The organism is Rhodococcus sp. EPR-134, from assembly GCF_001647205.1.
Classification (GTDB): Bacteria; Actinomycetota; Actinomycetes; order Mycobacteriales; family Mycobacteriaceae; genus Rhodococcus_F; species Rhodococcus_F qingshengii.
The window spans coordinates 11,900-28,758 of the sequence record NZ_LVCT01000469.1; the positions used below are offsets into that span (position 1 = coordinate 11,900).

Here is a 16,859-nt window from a genome sequence, read left to right on the forward strand (position 1 = left end):
TTTCGAGGGGCGGTTAAAGCTCGGACTGTCGCGCGAATTCGCTCTGTGCAGTGGTTCCCCAGATCTCGGAGGACTGAGTCTCGGGCTCGCTGTCCAGCTTTCGGACGTCGTGAATGAACTCCACACCGTGCAGTTCGTCGGACGGAACCGACAGAAGCTTGCACGTGGTGCTGACGAAGAATCGCTGGACATCTTCCAACTCGAGACGCCCACCGGGCCGGTACCAATGCGCGACCCCGGTACACATCTCGAGTATCGCGAGTCGGCTCAATGCCAGATCTTCGATGTCGAAGGCGCCCACGCGTTGTCCGCGTTCGAGGATCTGTCCGAAAAGTTGCTCGTACTCGTCGCGCAGGGTCTGCAACTCGATGCGGTTGTCTCCGGTCAACCCGCGCATCTCGTACTCGGCGACGCGGGCAGTCAGTTGGTTGACGGCGGTAATGCCGACGTGTGACGACACCAGGCCGGCGAGCTGGACTACGGGATCGGCGCTTCGGCGCATTGCCCGCTCTCCCGACTGCGTCAGCTCGTCGAGGCAGGACCGAATGATCGAGGCCAACAGTGACTCTTTGCTGCCGACGTAGTGGTAGAGCGTTGCCGAGTTGATGCCGGCTTCGGCTCCGAGCTCACGAATGCCGGTGGCGGCGAATCCTTTCGTCGCGAACAGCGTGACTGCCGCCCGTTGAACGCGCCCCAGGTCCATGATCCTCATTTCGGTTGGTTGCCCAATCATGCTAGCATCGCCGCCGAAATCGACCGGCTGTCAATCAGTCGATTGATAGCTGTTTGTGAACTGGCAAATTGCATCTCAACTAATCAATCGATCGATTGAAATACGCTTGACTGTGCCCTGGGTCACTGCATAGTCTCCTTGTCGAGCCTCCCTCTCGGTGCGAGAGCTAACAGGGCACTCCATACAAGGAGCAATGACATGAACGACGCGAATCCCCCATCTCCCGCAACTGTCGACAGGCCTGCCCTGCGGCGTGTGGCCGGATCGGTTCTGGTCGGCACCACGATCGAGTGGTACGACTTTCAGATCTACGGCGCCTCCGCCGCGTTGGTCTTTGCGCCGCTGTTCTTTTCGGGCGCAGACCCCGCGCTGGCGACAATTCTTTCCTTCGCCACCTTCGCTGTCGGCTTCCTGGCGCGGCCACTCGGCGGTGTTGTGATGGGCCACTTCGGCGACCGCATCGGACGCAAGAAGGTCTTGGTGCTCGCACTTCTCTTGATGGGAGCAGCGACGTTCCTGGTCGGCGTCCTTCCGACCTCCGCCCAGATCGGTGTGTGGGCCCCGATTCTTCTCGTATTGCTGAGACTGATTCAGGGCTTCGGCGTCGGGGGTGAGTGGGGCGGTGCAGTTCTGACTGCTGTGGAATACGCACCCAAGAACCGCCGCGGTTTCTACGGCAGTATGCCGCAGGTCGGTGTGCCTGCTGGCCTTCTGCTGGCGACGGCCGTCATGTTCGGCACCAAGGCGCTCACCGGGGACCAATTCCTGGTGTGGGGGTGGAGAATTCCCTTCCTGCTGAGTATCGCGTTGGTCGCCCGGGCTTTACATTCGCACCGCGTTGGAAGAGACTCCCGCATTCGCTCGCGTGAAGCAGCAGAACACTGCGGTCAAGATTCCGATGGTCGACGCGTTCAAGAACTACCCTCGTCAAATCATTCTTGCCGCAGGTTCGATGATCAGCACGGGCGCTTACTTCTACATCCTCAACACCTACAGCCTGACCTACGCCGATCAGTTCGATCTGCTGTCCGGAAACCTCATGCTCGGAGCGGTCATGGTGTCCGCGCTCGTTGCAGTCATCTTCATTCCGATCTTCGGTCAACTGTCCGAAAAATTCGGCCGACGCCGGATCCTGATGGTCGGCATCACCGGCATGGGAGTGTGGGTCTTCGTTGCATTCGCCGCGATAGATACCGGCAACTTCTGGATCACCACCGGCGCATTGGCAGTCGGCGCATTCATGCTCAGCATCTCGTACGGGCCGCAGGCGACGTTCATCGCGGAACTGTTCGACGCACGGGTGCGGTACAGCGCAGCGTCCATCGCTTTTCAGATCGGGGTGCTCTTGGGTGGTGCAATCGCGCCGATGGTTGCCGCCATGTTGGTTCGCGCAACCGGTGGATCGCTTGCGGTCGCTGTGTATATCGCTGCCCTGTCTGTTATTTCGCTGATCAGCGTCTACTTCGTCCGTGACACCGACCTCGACGAAGGAAGTCGCGACATGTACATCGATGACAACGGGGCGTATCTGCCGCCGGTCGATCAACGCTCCACGGTTGTCAACTAATAGAGGAAACTTCAATGATCACAAAGAGTTTCGAAGAGATCTCTGTCGGAGACATTGCGGTGACGGACCCGCGGGTCGTCACCGAAGACTATGTGCGAAGTTTCGCCGACCTCACCTGGGACCGCCATCCCCTTCACCTCGACCCCGACTACGCGCAGCAGACGCGCTTCGGTCGCCAGATCGCCCACGGTGCCCTCATGTTGTCCACCTTGCTCGGTCTGGTGGAGTTGGACCCCCGTTACCTGCAGTGCTTCTACGGGCTCGATCAGGTCAGATTCCACCGGCCGACTTACCTCGGCGACTCGGTGCATGCGGTGTCGGAAGTGCTGTCGGTGCGCCCTCGCTCGGACGGTGAGACCGCGATCGTGACGTCGAAAGGCTCACTCGTCAACCAAGACGGAGACCTTGTCTTCTCCGGCGAATTCTCATTCCTGGTAGGCGAGACCCATTCCCTCGACCTCGAAGTGGGTGCTCGGTGAGTTCTCGGCGGCATATGTCATGGTGGCAGGACCTCGAAGCAGAACACTTCGAATGGGCTGTGCCAGAGCACTTCAACATTGCGCACGCATGTGTCGATGTACAGAATCCCGATGATCTGGCCCTCGTCGTAGACACCGGTGGGCACTGGGCGCGGTACACATTCGGTGAAGTCGCCACGATGAGCCGAAAGTTCGCGACCGTGCTCGCGGATCTCGGCCTGGTCTCAGGCGATCGCGTCGGTGTGATGGTCCCACAGGGAATCGAGGTTCTGGCGACACATCTGGGCGCCTTCCGATCCGGAATGGTCACCGTTCCACTTTCGGTCAAGTTCGGATCGGATGCGTTAGTACATCGGATGCGTGACTCCGGCGCGAAAGTTCTTGTGGTCGAGAAGGACTGCTATGAAAGAGTTGCCGACGGAATCGGTGAGATGCCGGGTCTCGAAGCCGTAATCGTGGTCGGAAGGCTCGATCGGCTCTCCGATTCGACGCCCGTGCAAATCCTCGATTTCCACAGCCTCGTCGACGATGCCGCAGAAAGTAGTGAACTGGTAGCCACGGGCCCCGATTCACATGCCATCATCATCTACACCTCAGGGACGACCGGGAATCCGAAAGGCGCGCTCCACGGGCACCGAATTCTCCTGGCGCACATGCCCGGTATGCGGACGGCGTTCGACAATGCTCCGCAGCTGGGAGACGTCTTCTGGACGCCGGCAGACTGGGCCTGGATCGGTGGTTTGTTCGACGTACTGTTCCCCGCACTTGCGTTGGGGTGCCCCGTAGTTGCGACGCCCGACAAATTCACGCCTTCGCGTGCGGTCGAGATTCTGAGCCGTCACAAGGTGACGGGCGCCTTCATTCCTCCCACTGCCCTCAAGCAGATGCGAAGCATCGGCGTCGACAAGACTGCTGCGCGTGGTATTCAGCTGCGGGCATTGGGAACCGGTGGTGAGGCACTCGGTGACGCGCTGCAAGCCTGGGTTGCGAGCACTCTCGGCGTAGCTGTCAACGAGTTCTACGGGCAGACGGAAATGAATCTGACCATCGGCACGTCGCGGTCGAAGTGGAGTCCCGCCAGCGGTTCGATGGGCCGCGCCTTCCCCGGCTTCGAAGTCACCCTCCTCGATCCACTCGGCGAGCCGGTCGAGATTGGTGAGGTAGGCGAGATCTGTGTGAAGGCAGGCAACCCCGGACAGTTCCTCGGATATTGGAACCAGCCGTCGAAGACCGATGAAAAGGTGTACGACGGTTGGATTCACACCGGTGATCTGGGTCGGACTGATGACGCCGGGAACTTCTGGTACCAGGGACGTGCCGATGACGTCATTTCGTCCGCGGGGTACCGAATCGGCCCCGGAGAGATCGAAGAGTGCCTGCTCTCGCACGACGAGGTAGCCATGGCAGGTGTCATCGGTGTTCCGGATCCGTTGCGCGGCGAAGCGGTTCACGCTTTTGTCGTACTGTCCGAGGGGTCGAACTCCTCGGAGGAGCTCCGTTCGGAGTTGCAGACCCACGTGAAAAGTCGCCTTGCTTTCTACCAGTACCCGAGGGAGATCACGTTCATCGACAGCTTGCCGCTCACCACTACCGGCAAGATCCTCCGACGTGAACTCCGAGCGCTGGCCACCTCCGCGAACGGACTCGGCTAGCAGAGGGCTACATGTTGGGTAGGACCACGACGAAGAACCAGCCGCTCAGTGCCAGACCGATGAATCCGGTGAAGAGGCCGACTATTGCATCCCATGGCAGCTGGCGGGCATTCGAGAGCAGATGCCCGCCAGACTTCTTCGGGTGACGTCGGAGCGCGAAGATTCCTGTTGTGATCGCGCCGACGCCCAGCAGGATGCCGAAGCCGAAAGCCCAGAACAGGAGTACCGACAGCGCGCCGAGCATCTCAGACCGCTCACTCCAGCGTGCGATGCGCTGTGTTTCGGTGGGCGGAGGCCACTTGTGTGAAGGCGACAGAGCTGCTCCGAAACGGCGGGTGTGGTGACGAATTGACTGGTCGCTGAGAAACATTGTCCACCACGCCTGGAGTTGAGTCGATGTGCCGCTGGTATGTACTCGTCTACCCCGTCTTCGCGGATGTATTCCGCTGATTTCGAGGCTAGGTGGTTGCCGCTTCTTCCCAGGAGTTTCCATTCCACACGATGGAGATGGGGTATTCGTTGTTGACCCCGTTTTCCCAGTAGTCGATGACGCCGTGGCGCTCCGATTCGAGTTCGATCCAGCCGATGCTGAATCCCCCTCGAAGTACGCGTTGAGCCCGGCGGTCGATCTTGTCCAGGGAACTGCAGAGTCCTCGCACGCGGGAGTCGATCCAGCCCGCAGAGGCATCAAGAACGGTGATCTCGACGATGCTCGCGTCGCTCAGCGGAATCTCGATGAGAAGCTCGCCGGAATCTCGTACCTCTCGAGTCGATCGATTCTCGTAGGCGTGCAACAGCTCTCGCGGTTCGAGCACCGAAGGGTCGCCGTCGGACCGTCGAGACCAACCGAAACGCTGCACGGACACATTGTCTCCCACGAATTGCAGGAATGTCATTCGATGTGAATGAGGCCGTCCAGGGCGTCCAGTACCCGGTCCAGCCCGAACTCCCAGGCCGCCTCGGGGCTGTACGGGGAGTTCTTGGCCTCGCCGGCCGCCCCTCCGACTCGCTGCGCCAGCGGGAAGTCGTCGCCGAGATAAGCAGCCAGACGCTGGTTCCAGGACGACCACACCTCGGCCATGTCGGCTGCTCGGGGGTCAGGGCGCCGCGCTTGCGCCGAGGATCGGGCGAAGTCGGCGACAAATGTCAGGGCGGAGTCCCGGTCGATGTCGCTCAGTCCCGTGCCGTCGAAGGCGTGAAGTTCGTGGTCGTACTTCGCGATAGTTCCCGGACCCAACGCGGAGCGCTGATCGGAGATGTCCAGGAGCCACCAATGCTCCGTATAGAGGGCAAGTTCTTCCTCGGCGACCCGACGCACACGTTGGCGCCAGGTCATGTTCCCGTACGGCAGGAGTGGGCTGTGTCCGTGTACGGCGTCGACCATGAGCACCAGCAGATCGTCGCGGGATCCGACGTGGGTGTACACCGCCATGCCCGAGATTCCGAGTTCGGCGGCCAATCGGCGGACCGTCACGGCGTCGAGGCCGTCGGTATTCGCGACGGAGATCGCGACGTCGACCGCCTGTGAGGTGGTGACCTTCGCTCGCGGGCCGCGGGTGCCACCCTTCGGCGCGAGGGGGTGATCGCGCCAGAGCAGGTCGATCAGTTCGCGTGCCATCAGTCGTCTCCAGAAATCGGGAATACCTCAACGGTGGTATACCTTATACGGTGCATACTGTATGCACTGCATAAGGTTTATCGATCATGGGAGGCCCACGATGAAAATCACCAGCACTGCTCTGTCCTTGAACGTCGCCGACACCGACGCATCGGCAGACTTCGCGAAAACCCATTTCGGTTTCACCGAGGCCATGGCCGATGACGGCTTCGTTTCCCTGAATCATCCGGATGCCGGGGTCAACGTGGTCTTCCTGCGCACCGGGCTCGGGACGTTCAAGCCCGACTTCGTCGCAGGTCCGGCCGGTCAAGGCTTGCTCATTGCATTCGTGGTCGACGATGTCGACGCCGAGTTCGCCCGCATCGCTGCTGAAGGTGCCTCCGTCGTCACCGAACCGGAGACGGAACCGTGGGGTGAGCGTTACTGCCAGTTCGTCGACGCCAACGGAATCGTGTGGCAACTCGTTCAGTGGGTGTGAAGAACCCGAGCGCTCGGCTCCGCGGCGCGCGGCACAGAACGTAACCAGAGGGCGCGTTCGACGGACTGGGCTTGGAAGCGCTGCGGTGAGATCCCGTGCGCAGTGCGAAACGCTCGGCTGAATGCGGGCAGGTGCGCGTAACCCAGGTTCCTCGACACCGTGCCGGGTGCAACCCCGAGTTGGAGTTGGGTGCGTGCCTGGGTCATCCGTGAAAGCGATCGCCACTGCGGATACGTGGTGCCGGTTTCGATACGGAACTCCCGGCGCAGCCTGGCCGCGTCGGTACCGAACTCTTGCGCCCACTCGTCCAGAGTGCGAGGGTCGGCCGGGCGGGCGGCGGTCGTCGCTGCCAGTCGTGTGGCAATCGAAGCGGCGGGCGAGGTGTTCGAAACCGGTTGTGCAAGAGGGCCGGTGGCGATGATGTCGAATGCCATGGCGCTGTCGTGGCCGCGCGGGCGCAAGGGCGTGTAGGCGGCGACGAAAGTGTGCAGCAATGCCAACTCGTCAGCGGGGGAGAACTGCACGGTCTCGAGGGCGTCGGCAGATACGGTCGACCCGTTCGAGGAACGGAAGCCGAGCGGCAGAAGCAGTGAACCAGTCGGAACCGTGACGGTATTGAGGACGCCTGCAGGAAGAATCATGGCCTCTCCGGTGCGCAGTTCCCAGCTGCGGTCCGCGACGTCCACCCGGGCTTGGCCTCGGTAGACCCACACGGCGACGTGGGCGCCGTTGACGCGCGGCCACGTCGCATTGGCCGGTATCGGCGGCGCTGTTTCCCCGGGCTGCCTGGTCTCTGCGAGCATGCGGACCAATGCTTGATCGTTGTCGGTGTCCACGCTGCGATCGGTTGGACCGGAGAGGGCCCGGCGGCGATAGTCGCTCGGGCTCTCTCCCATCTGGGACCGGAACGCACGCGTGAATCCGCTGCCCGTTTCGAAGCCGACTTCGTTTGCAATCCAACCGATCTCGCGGTCCTGCTTCAGGTACTCCAACGACGCGGCGATCCGAGCTCGAAGCCGCCAGCGCGTGAAGGTGAGGCCGGTTTCTTCCACGAAGTATCGCTGGAGCGTTCGAATGCTGATCCCGGCACGCTTCGCGAATTGTGCCTCGGTGTCGTCGGTGCCAGGTGTTCGCAACAGGGCGTGCGCGATCTCGAACGCTTCCCGTGATTGCGGCAATTGCGGCAGCGAGGTGGCCCCGTCGTCGGCCCGGGTAATCATTTCGAACAAGGACGACGGGTGTGCAGCGTCGCCGCGCAGATAGCCCAGGTTGTGAACGAACTCGTGGATCAGTCTGTCTTCCCATCCGGGCGGAACGCGCAGACGCGTCACGGTAGCCGGCCCGGCGCTGACGCCGTTCGAGGGCGGAAGCAGGATGGGAAACGCGACGGAATCCGAGTCCGTCTCCATCGAATATCGCACGCCCGCCGGGATCCACAACAACTCGCCTGCCGGCACCTCGTAGACGGTCGATCCGGTCCTGACGCGTCCACTGCCTGCGAGAACCCAGAACAACAGGGGTGAGCGGCCGATGCTTGGCTCGGTGCGGCAGGCGCGGATCGGCCCCAAGTCGATTGCGTCCGACCTTCCCGATAGTGGTAACACGTTGGCGCTCCTGGACAACCCTTGCGACTTAAGTATGGCTAACTTTACCTCTGCCGACTGCGTTCGCAGCGGCGCACTCTCGTATCTTCAGAAAGCCACATACTCATGCGCAGATCTCTACGCCCGACGGCGGCAGTACTCGCCGCGGTCGTCGCCCTCGCTCTTGCCGGCTGCTCGAATTCGTCAGGTAGTGACACCGGAACCGAGGGCACCCAGGAAACCTCCGGGGCCACCGAGGGCTGGCCGCGCACCGTCGATCACGGCGGCCGCAGTACCGAGATCACTGCAAAGCCGACTCGGATCGTGTCCACCTCGCCGTCGTTGACCGGCACGCTGCTTGCGATCGGAGCGCCGCTGGTCGCGAGTGCGGCGACAACGCCGTCGGGAATGACCGATGACCAGGGGTTTTTCTCCCAGTGGTCGGGCGTGGCGGCTGATCGTGGCGTCGCGGTGCTCTACCGAAATCTCGAGCTGGACCTCGACGCGATCGAGACCTTCGAGCCCGATCTGATCATCGGCTCCGCTAACGGCGGCGACTCGACACTCGATGCCTACTCACAGCTGAGCGACATCGCACCCACTGTTCTTCTCGACTACGGCGCCAGCTCCTGGGAGGAGCTCGCTGATCAGCTCGGGACTGTCACCGGACTCGAGAGCGAGGCCGCCAAAACCGTCGACGAATACGACAGCTGGGTCACCACCCAAGCCGCGAAGATCAAACTTCCCGAGCAGCCGGTGACGGCACTGGTCTACATGGGTGCCGACGGTGTCTGGACGTTCCGAGCCGACAGCCCGCAGGGCAATCTGCTGGCCTCGCTCGGCTTCACCTATGCCGAGCCCGCCGAGCAGTTTGTCGCTCCGGACAAGCGGGGTGCCTCCGGCGTCGCGATCGTCAGCTCCGAAAACATGTCTGCCGCACTAGACGGGGCGCAGACGCTGTTTGCCGTCTCGATGGGGCCCAAGGACGTGGAGAAGCAACTCGCGGCCGACCCGCTCCTTGCGAATCAACCTGCGGTCAAGGGTGATCGGGTATACGCGATGGGAACGGCAGCCTTCCGTCTCGACTACTTCAGTGCAAAGCAGACGGTCGAGTCGCTGGTGTCCACGTTCGGTGGATGACCGCGTGGGCGTTTCTGCGCAGTCCCGGACCGAAGCGCCACTGCGGTCCGGGACGGCCGCGCGTGCGGGGTTGTTGGTCCTCGTCTCCATCGTTGTAATCGTGCTGGCATCCGTCGGCGGACTCGTCATCGGCTCACGCAACATCCCCGTCTCCACTGTCCTCGATGCAGTTCTTTCCTACGACGCCGGTAACAACGAGCACCTGATTGTGATCGAATCACGTTTGCCTCGAACAATTCTCGGGCTTGTGGTCGGGGCCGCGCTCGGACTGGCCGGCGCGCTGATGCAGTCGATCACCCGCAACCCTCTGGCCGATCCGGGACTACTCGGTGTGAACGCCGGAGCATCAGCAGCAGTCGTGATTGCGATTGCCTATCTGGGGGTGACTTCGGTCGGCGGCTATCTGTGGTTCGCGCTTGCCGGCGCGGCCGTTGCCTCGGTAGGTGTGTACATGTTGGGGTCGGCGCATCGCAGCGCCGCGACCCCAGCGCGCATGGCGCTTGCCGGTGCCGCTGTTGCGACGGCGATCACGGCTCTCACCAGCATGGTTCTCATCAGTAACGAGGCCGCATTCAATCAGTTCCGATTTTGGGCAGTGGGTTCGTTGCAAGGCCGCGGCGGAGACGTGATTGTCACTGTTCTGCCCTTCGTCATCGTCGGTATCATGTTGTCGTTGTTGCTGATTCGTCCACTCAACGCAATCGCGCTCGGCGAGGATGTCGCCAAAGGGCTCGGTGCCAGCACCGGACCCGCACGGGTCGGATCCGCTGTCGCAGTCATCCTGCTGGCAGGGGCTGCCACTGCGGCGGCTGGACCGCTCGGATTCGTGGGCCTGGCTGCACCGCACATCGTGCGCGGTGTCGTCGGGCCGGATCTGCGATTTCTTCTGCCGTGCGTGCTCGTTGTCGCCCCGGCATTTCTGCTCTTGGCCGACGTTCTCGGTCGCGTTGCCACAGCGCCGGGAGATCTGCAGACGGGGATCGCCGTGGCGGTGCTCGGTGGCCCCTTGTTTGTTGCGCTCGTGCGCTCGCGGCGGGTGGCGTCGCTGTGAATGCGATTGCAGCACAGCCGGTTCCACCGCTGTTCCGCGGTTGGGTGGTTCGAATCGGGTCGTACTCGTGGCGGATAGTTCCGCGAGTGCTGTTCGTAACCGTGACAATCAGTGCGGCATTGGCGGCGCTCTCGTTTGTCGCGCTGATGTATGGAACCCTGGATCTGTCCTTGGGCGAAGTATGGCGTGCCCTGCACGGCGAAGGCGCCCCAGCGGCGGTTCGGTCCGTCCAGAATCGCAGGCTGCCGCGGCTGATCACGGCGATCGGCGTGGGCGGAAGCCTCGGTGTGGCCGGCGCGGTTTTCCAGACGCTTTCGCGCAATGTTCTCGGATCGCCGGACATCATCGGTTTCACCACCGGCGCTGCGACTGCAGCCGTGGTTCAGATCGTCTTCTTCGGAGGCGGGGTACTGCAGACCGCGGGCGCCGCTGTTCTCGGCGGCATGCTGACGGCGCTTCTGGTGTACGCGCTGGCACGCAAAGACGGCGTCAGCGGCGGTCTTCGACTCGTCCTGGTCGGTATCGGCGTGGGCGCGATGCTGAGCGCCGTGATGTCGTTCCTGGTGGTGCGTGCGGATATCGACGACGCCACCGTTGTGCAGCAGTGGACGGCCGGCTCGCTGACCGGGCGCGGTTGGCCACACGCGGTCAGTGTTGCGATCGCCGTCGGTGTTCTCGTTCCTGCTCTCGTCGTGGTGTCCCGGCGCGTCACCATGATGGAGATGGGCGACGACGCAGCGTCCTCGCTCGGGATCTCCGTGGAGCGATACCGATTTGCCGGCATTCTGCTTGCGGTCGCGCTCACCGGCGCGGCGACCGCGGCCACCGGCCCCATCGCATTTGTGGCGCTCGCCGCTCCCCAGATCGCACGACGGTTGGCACGGCGCAGCGGTGTTCTTGTCGCGACTTCCTTCCTGCTAGGCGCAGTTCTGCTGGCGGGCGCCGACTTGATCGCGCAAGCGGTCGAGGTCGGTCTCCGCACTCCTGTCGGTCTTGTCACCAGTCTGCTCGGTGGTGCCTATCTGATCTGGCTGCTCGCTCGTCAGGCCTGAAAAAAAACTCGCTATGAAAGAGATTCATGACTACTGCCACCCCAACATCGCGGCTGCGCGCCGAGAAGATCGAACTACGGTACGCCGATCGAACCATCGTGGACGAGTTGAGTCTCGAGATCCCCGATGGAGGGTTCACCGTCGTCGTCGGACCGAACGGGTGCGGCAAGTCGACATTGTTGCGTGCGCTCGGCAGAATGCTGACACCTCGATCGGGTCGTGTTGTGCTCGACGGTAACGATATTCGGTCCTATCGAACCAAAGAAGTCGCCCGGCGAATCGCCCTGTTGCCACAGTCCCCGCTCTCGCCTGGAGCGATCAGTGTCGCAGACCTCGTATCCCGCGGCCGATATCCGTATCAGAGCATGCTGCGCCAGTGGTCACCCGAAGACGAGCATGTTGTCTCCGAGGCTCTGAATGAAGTCGGAATGCGATATGCAGCAGACCAATTGGTGGACGAGCTGAGTGGGGGACAACGTCAGCGGGTATGGATCGCCATGACGCTTGCGCAGCGCACCCCGGTGTTGTTGCTCGACGAACCGACCACCTTTCTCGACATCGCACACCAGATCGAGGTTCTCGACCTCTGTTCCCAACTCCACCAGTCCGGTCGAACATTGGTCGCGGTCCTGCACGACCTGAACCTCGCGGCCAGATATGCCACGCACGTAGTTGCCATGCGGTCCGGAAAAATTGTCATGCAGGGCAGTGCCTCGGACGTCTTCACCCCTGAGTTACTGCGCGAAGTCTTCGACCTCGAGGCGCTGGTTCTCGAAGACCCGGAAACCGGACGGCCACTTGTTGTTCCGCGTGATCGAAGACCTGTCAGTCAACTACCCGTCCACAACTGAACCACCGATCAGGAGATATCAATGACTACCGCATCTCGACCTGAAGAAACTGAAACGTCTGCGTCGGCAAAGGCGCCACGCGGAGAAGACCACGACCGCGGTCTCAACGACGTGGTTGCCGTCGTCGAACGCGTCGAACGGCCGACCGAGAGCATCTTGCGCATCGCCGTCCAGTTGACTTCGTCGGCGGACGACCCGAATTGGTTGCGGCCCAACGTCGCATTTCGCATCCAGCTGGGTCCGCACTACGACGACGTCTCTCGTGTCTACACGGTGCGCACCTTCGATGCGTCGAGCGGTTCGATGACCTTCGACGTAGTGCTGCACGGTCACACCAGCCCTATGATGCGCTGGGCCGACGACCGTCGTGTGGGTGACACGTTCTCGCTCACCGGTCCTCGCCCGCACTTCCTCGTTCCCGAGATCGCTGGTCGCCGCGTCGCACTTTTCGCCGACGACACCGCGATACCTGCCCTCTATTCGATTCTGCTTCAGTGGCCCGAGGGACTGACCGGCGTCGGCTGGGTCGCCACCGGTGACGCCGAGGCTTTCGCGGAACTGCCCGTGATCCCCGGCCTCGAGCTGCACCATGTCGAAGATGGACTCGCCGAGTACGCCCTCGAACTCGATAACCCAGGAGACTACGCGGTGTGGGGTGCAGGGGAACGGGACGAGATGCGAGCCATTCGAGCGCATTTCCGTAAGACAGTCGGCCTGGCGAAGGACGATGTAGTTGTCTTCGGGTACTGGAAGCGAGGGGTCAGCACTACCGAGATAGATCAGAACCGACTTCGGAACTACACGAGCATCCTCGAAAACGGCGGCACGCTCGCAGACATCGACGATCTGGCAATCGGTATCTGATGCGACTGTTGGATTTGTCAGCCCGCCGCGTGTTCTTCCGGCGCCAGGGAATTGCCCGGTGCGATGTTCGAGCAGTTGTTCGGCAACTGACTTCCGTTGAAACGGTCGTTGAGCCAGGTGATGGCGCCGGGGAGCCACAGCGCGCCACCCGGAACGTGACTGATGGTGTCGTACTGGTCGTACTGGATGGACAAACCTGCGTCGCAATAGCGAGTGGCGAGTGAGCGGACGTCCCCGGCAACCATGACTCCGTCGCCAGGGCCGACGCCCGGTCCACCTGGCTGGGTGCCCTCGAGGGCTCCGTTTGCGGCTTGAGAGATGAACATCGGGATGGTGGGTATCGGCGCGTTGCCCATGTTGATCTTGTTGGCGACGTCGACGTACTCGGGCACCGAGTTGGGGTTCGCATACTCTGGTTTGGCAAGGTCCTGCCAGGTCACCCCCGGGTACTGCAGGATGACGTTCCCGATCGAGGCATCCTCGATCCGAGGTAGGAGTTCGCGTCCGCGATCGCCGAGATACGGATCGAAATCTATGTCGTAGGCACGGGCAAGTCCGACGACTGCCATCCCGACAACGCCTGCCCAACCGATGCTTCCGTTTGCGTACCGGAGGTTGTTTGCCGGGTTGACCAACAGACCACCCTGGGCGGCGCCGATCAGGTCCTCGTTGATGTCCGGGGCGTAGTCCGGAGCGAGGATGGACGCCCAGTTGGTGGCGATTGCTCCACCCGAGTATCCCATCAGACCGATCTCGGCTGAGTCGGAAATACCTGTCTCGGGAGTGTTGCGAGCGGCACGGAGGGAGTCGAGAGTCATCATTCCGTATTCGGGTCCCGCCGCGAAGTCCGCGTTCGGGCCCTCGGTGTCGGGAATGACGACGGTGTAGCCCAGCGCCAGTAGAGGACCGAACATGACGGCTTCGCCGGAAGCGAGAGTCCCGCCGAAGGCGACATTGCGCCCGCTGGCGGTAAGGCTGCCGATCGGGGTGTCCCCCGCGATTGCTCGTGACGGCCCGTCTTCCGGGTTCAGTGAATCGTAGGCCGACTGGAACGAGACAACTTTGTCCGGCTGGGCATTGGGTGGTCGAAGAATCGATGTGACATTCGCAGACGGCCGGCCGAGAGCGTCGGTCGACCGGTACAACACCTGTACGGCTTGCAACGGGGTAGGAATGTTGACGACGTGATAGGGCAAGGTTCTCGTTTTGAGCACGGCCCCAGGCTGATACGACGACAGCGGTGCCGAACCGTTGTACTGATAGAAGGAATCCGCCGACGGTTGCGCGGCGACAGTAGGTGCTGTGATGCCTGTGAGTGCAATGGCTGTCAGCGCCACCGCTCCCTGAAAGAGAATCTTTGATGCCACGATCGACCCTTCGGTTTCGTATGTCTCTCGGTACTTGACGGGCTGATGTGATGACGACCACACGCTATCTTACTTTTGAGTAATAAACGAGAGTCTTGCGCTGGTTGTTTGAATCATGCATGGACGCAATATGATTGAGATCTTTGAAGTGGCCTTGCTAATTCTGCTCAGGATGCCATGTGTACGATACGACTAGTAGCTGTCGCGACGAACTGCTGCCTAGGGCTGTTCCGGGTCGTCCGATTCCGGGAAATGTTCTGTGCTGCACGGTCTTGAAGGACGAAGGAGTGGACATGGGTAAGCGCGCTCCCGATGACGGCGTGTTTCGAGACTCGGCCGGCGCCCAGGCTGGACTGCTCACTCCTCCGAGCGGTGCACGTAGCGAGGCGGCCCACGAGAAGGCCCTTCGGTCAGCGGAAGCGCTTCTGAAATCCGGGGGAATGAAGGCGGCGACCATCGATGCGATCTCCGAGCAATCGGGCGTCAGCAAAGTCACGCTGTATCGGCACTGGCCGTCGCGGCAGGCGATCGCCGCTGAAGCGTTCGGTGTGCTCATGGCCCGGCACTTGACGTTTCCGGAGACCGACAGTGCGCAAGACGATTTGAACGATTACCTCGAGGACATCGGAAGGTTCTACCGAGGTCCACTCGGGTCGATCTTTGCCGAACTTGTCGGCGCGTGTGCCAACGACCCGACGACGGCTGCATACTTCCGTACCTTCTTCCTCGACGAACGTCGTCGCGGCTTCGCCGAACTGATTCGACGATGTGTTGAGTCCGGATACTTCCGCGACGACATCGAGATCGAGGAAGCGATCGATCTCTTCTTCGGTCCCTTGATCTACCGGATGTTGGTGGGGCACGCGAGTATCGACGACAACACGGTGCGCTCGATCATCGATCATGCGGTTCGTGGACTCCGGAACGGTGTCTAAAGGGAATATTCGCTGAAATCCTTTGTGCTGGAGAGGGTACTGCCCTCTCCAGCGTTGCGCGATGTGTGTCAACTCGGCACTGTCAGCTGAGCATTTTCAGCACGTTCTGGTACTCACCGTTGATCTCGGCATGACGAAGTGGCTTGGCCGCTTCGACCACAATCTCTGTGGCGTTGTCGTCAGCTTTCAGTAGAGCAATGGTTTCTTCGATGTAATCATCAAGGGGTAGAGCCGATTCAGAGTTCTCCTGGTTCATCAGTGTGGTGCGGACGCCCGGTGGGATGAGTTCGATGCACTGGATCGAAGTATCGGCGAGTTGAACGCGCATGCTCTCGGTGAAGAGATGAACGGCAGCTTTCGTGGCGTTGTACGTGGGCGTGATGGGAAGTGGGACGAAGCCGACGGCGGATGACACAGTGGCGATGGTGGCGGTCGGCTTCGTCAACAGATGCGGAATGAACTGGCCGACCAGTCGAATAGTCCCGAGTAGGTTCGTCGTGATCGTTCGTTCGGCGACGTCGAGGAAGTCCGGGTTCTTCAGGTCCTCCGGGTACATGATTCCCGACATCGTCACAAGGACGTTCAGATCGGGAAAGTCCTCCGTTACGGATTCATACGCCGTTCGAATGGATTTCGGGTCGTCCACATCGATGACGACCGTGCCGATGCCCGAGTACTTGTCCGAGATCTCTTGCAGCAGAGCGGATCGCCGCCCACCGATGATTACTTTGTTCCCCTCGTTCTGCAGGCCCACTGCAAGTGCGAGTCCGATACCGGAGGTTCCGCCGGCAATGAAGATGGTATTTCCCGAGATATTCAATGTGTGTTTCCTTGGTTTGTCGTGGGCGTCGACGTGGCGACAGTGATGGATTTGAGTTGGGTGTATTCGTTGAGCGTCTCGAGGCAGAACTCTCGCCCGAGACCGCTTTCCTTGAATCCGCCGAAGGGGACGCCGCCTCCCAGATTGAAGTACTGATTGATCCAGACGCAGCCCGCATCGAGACGGTCCGCGGTTTCCATGGCGTTCTTCAGGTTCGAGGTATAGATCCCAGCAGCGAGTCCGTATGGAGTGTCGTTGGCTTCTGTGATCACTTGCTCGTAATTGTTCCACTTGAGGACGCACAAAACAGGCCCGAAGATTTCGTCCTGCGCAATTCGCATCGAGTTCGTGACCTCCAGAATTGTCGGTTCGACGAAGTTTCCGGCTTCGAATCCCGGCACTACTGTTCGGTTGCCGCCGGTAAGTACTTGTGCGCCTTCTTCGATTCCGGAATTGATCATCGAGATCACACGATCGGCATGTTCCTTGTGGATCAATCCACTCAGTTCGGTGTCCTCCTCGAGTGGTGGCCCGACTCGCAATGATCGGAATCCTGCGACGAGTTTTTCCACGAAGGCGTCATAGATATCCTCGTGGATGAAGAGACGTGTTCCGGCCAGGCAGGATTGGCCGTTGCACATGAGGACACCCGCGGTGGCATCGGCGACC

At 61.4% G+C, this 16,859-nt stretch carries 18 protein-coding genes and 1 pseudogene; 11 read left to right on the forward strand and 8 right to left on the reverse strand.

What is annotated here, in order from left to right; all coding sequences use genetic code 11:
• Nucleotides 1-13: 13 nt before the first annotated feature.
• The gene (locus tag A2J01_RS21660; protein ID WP_007735696.1) at nucleotides 14-703 is read right to left on the reverse strand and encodes a TetR/AcrR family transcriptional regulator; all 690 of its coding nucleotides are present in this window, start codon (nucleotides 701-703) and stop codon (nucleotides 14-16) included.
• Between the two features lie 228 nt (nucleotides 704-931).
• Here A2J01_RS21660 and A2J01_RS36955 point away from each other — a divergent pair.
• The 4 genes and pseudogenes from A2J01_RS36955 to A2J01_RS21675 form a co-directional block, all read left to right on the forward strand.
• Nucleotides 932-1,489: pseudogene (locus A2J01_RS36955) on the forward strand (MFS transporter); the annotation flags it as partial.
• Nucleotides 1,490-1,598: 109 nt separating this feature from the next.
• Complete coding sequence (locus tag A2J01_RS36960; protein ID WP_231915868.1) at nucleotides 1,599-2,300, forward strand: MFS transporter; 702 nt, start codon at nucleotides 1,599-1,601, stop codon at nucleotides 2,298-2,300.
• Nucleotides 2,301-2,314: 14 nt separating this feature from the next.
• Nucleotides 2,315-2,779, forward strand: coding sequence for a MaoC family dehydratase (locus tag A2J01_RS21670; protein ID WP_003943225.1), 465 nt, complete (start codon nucleotides 2,315-2,317; stop codon nucleotides 2,777-2,779).
• 14 nt (nucleotides 2,780-2,793) lie between these two features.
• Entirely contained in the window at nucleotides 2,794-4,431 is a 1,638-nt protein-coding gene (locus A2J01_RS21675) for an AMP-binding protein (RefSeq protein WP_064113550.1), read from the forward strand.
• Between the two features lie 7 nt (nucleotides 4,432-4,438).
• On the opposite strand, the gene A2J01_RS21680 is transcribed toward A2J01_RS21675, so the two are convergent.
• From A2J01_RS21680 to A2J01_RS21690, 3 genes are all read right to left on the reverse strand, one after another.
• Nucleotides 4,439-4,801 (reverse strand): hypothetical protein, encoded by a 363-nt coding sequence (locus tag A2J01_RS21680; RefSeq protein ID WP_225320185.1) that lies wholly within the window; start codon nucleotides 4,799-4,801, stop codon nucleotides 4,439-4,441.
• 88 nt (nucleotides 4,802-4,889) lie between these two features.
• Nucleotides 4,890-5,327 (reverse strand): hypothetical protein, encoded by a 438-nt coding sequence (locus A2J01_RS21685; RefSeq protein ID WP_064113551.1) that lies wholly within the window; start codon nucleotides 5,325-5,327, stop codon nucleotides 4,890-4,892.
• Nucleotides 5,324-6,049, reverse strand: coding sequence for a TetR/AcrR family transcriptional regulator (locus A2J01_RS21690; protein WP_007735703.1), 726 nt, complete (start codon nucleotides 6,047-6,049; stop codon nucleotides 5,324-5,326). The genes A2J01_RS21685 and A2J01_RS21690 overlap by 4 nt, the downstream gene beginning before the upstream one ends.
• Nucleotides 6,050-6,149: 100 nt before the next feature.
• Between A2J01_RS21690 and A2J01_RS21695 the strand changes: the two genes are divergently transcribed.
• Nucleotides 6,150-6,527 carry a VOC family protein gene (locus A2J01_RS21695; protein ID WP_030537422.1) on the forward strand — a complete coding sequence of 126 codons (378 nt, stop codon included), beginning with the start codon at nucleotides 6,150-6,152 and terminating at the stop codon, nucleotides 6,525-6,527.
• Here the strand turns inward: A2J01_RS21695 and A2J01_RS21700 are convergent.
• The gene (locus A2J01_RS21700; protein WP_064113552.1) at nucleotides 6,515-8,131 is read right to left on the reverse strand and encodes an AraC family transcriptional regulator; all 1,617 of its coding nucleotides are present in this window, start codon (nucleotides 8,129-8,131) and stop codon (nucleotides 6,515-6,517) included. The genes A2J01_RS21695 and A2J01_RS21700 overlap by 13 nt on opposite strands.
• 105 nt (nucleotides 8,132-8,236) lie before the next feature.
• On the opposite strand from A2J01_RS21700, the gene fepB reads away from it, so the two are divergent.
• The 5 genes from fepB to A2J01_RS21725 are packed head-to-tail and all read left to right on the forward strand — an operon-like array spanning nucleotide 8,237 to nucleotide 13,068.
• Nucleotides 8,237-9,250 (forward strand): Fe2+-enterobactin ABC transporter substrate-binding protein, encoded by a 1,014-nt coding sequence (gene fepB, locus A2J01_RS21705; protein ID WP_064113553.1) that lies wholly within the window; start codon nucleotides 8,237-8,239, stop codon nucleotides 9,248-9,250.
• Complete coding sequence (locus A2J01_RS21710; RefSeq protein WP_064113554.1) at nucleotides 9,243-10,301, forward strand: FecCD family ABC transporter permease; 1,059 nt, start codon at nucleotides 9,243-9,245, stop codon at nucleotides 10,299-10,301. The genes fepB and A2J01_RS21710 overlap by 8 nt, the downstream gene beginning before the upstream one ends.
• The gene (locus tag A2J01_RS21715; RefSeq protein ID WP_082900930.1) at nucleotides 10,298-11,353 is read left to right on the forward strand and encodes a FecCD family ABC transporter permease; all 1,056 of its coding nucleotides are present in this window, start codon (nucleotides 10,298-10,300) and stop codon (nucleotides 11,351-11,353) included. The genes A2J01_RS21710 and A2J01_RS21715 overlap by 4 nt, the downstream gene beginning before the upstream one ends.
• 26 nt (nucleotides 11,354-11,379) lie before the next feature.
• Nucleotides 11,380-12,204, forward strand: a complete 825-nt coding sequence (locus tag A2J01_RS21720) for an ABC transporter ATP-binding protein (protein WP_003943123.1) — start codon at nucleotides 11,380-11,382, stop codon at nucleotides 12,202-12,204.
• 21 nt (nucleotides 12,205-12,225) lie between these two features.
• Nucleotides 12,226-13,068: a siderophore-interacting protein gene (locus A2J01_RS21725; RefSeq protein ID WP_054188306.1), complete on the forward strand. Its 843-nt coding sequence runs from the start codon at nucleotides 12,226-12,228 to the stop codon at nucleotides 13,066-13,068.
• A 17-nt stretch (nucleotides 13,069-13,085) separates the two neighbouring features.
• Here the strand turns inward: A2J01_RS21725 and A2J01_RS21730 are convergent, their stop codons facing one another.
• Nucleotides 13,086-14,435, reverse strand: a complete 1,350-nt coding sequence (locus tag A2J01_RS21730; RefSeq protein WP_064113558.1) for a lipase family protein — start codon at nucleotides 14,433-14,435, stop codon at nucleotides 13,086-13,088.
• Between the two features lie 293 nt (nucleotides 14,436-14,728).
• Between A2J01_RS21730 and A2J01_RS21735 the strand changes: the two genes are divergently transcribed.
• Nucleotides 14,729-15,370, forward strand: a complete 642-nt coding sequence (locus A2J01_RS21735) for a TetR/AcrR family transcriptional regulator (protein ID WP_058038428.1) — start codon at nucleotides 14,729-14,731, stop codon at nucleotides 15,368-15,370.
• Between the two features lie 82 nt (nucleotides 15,371-15,452).
• Here the strand turns inward: A2J01_RS21735 and A2J01_RS21740 are convergent, their stop codons facing one another.
• Together A2J01_RS21740 and A2J01_RS21745 are read right to left on the reverse strand one after the other, a co-directional pair.
• On the reverse strand, nucleotides 15,453-16,190 hold the full coding sequence (locus A2J01_RS21740) for an SDR family oxidoreductase (protein ID WP_050654964.1): 738 nt from the start codon (nucleotides 16,188-16,190) through the stop codon (nucleotides 15,453-15,455).
• Nucleotides 16,187-16,859, reverse strand: a 673-nt coding sequence (locus A2J01_RS21745) for an aldehyde dehydrogenase family protein (protein ID WP_156519346.1), incomplete at its 5' end; no start/stop codon positions are given. The genes A2J01_RS21745 and A2J01_RS21740, both read right to left, overlap by 4 nt.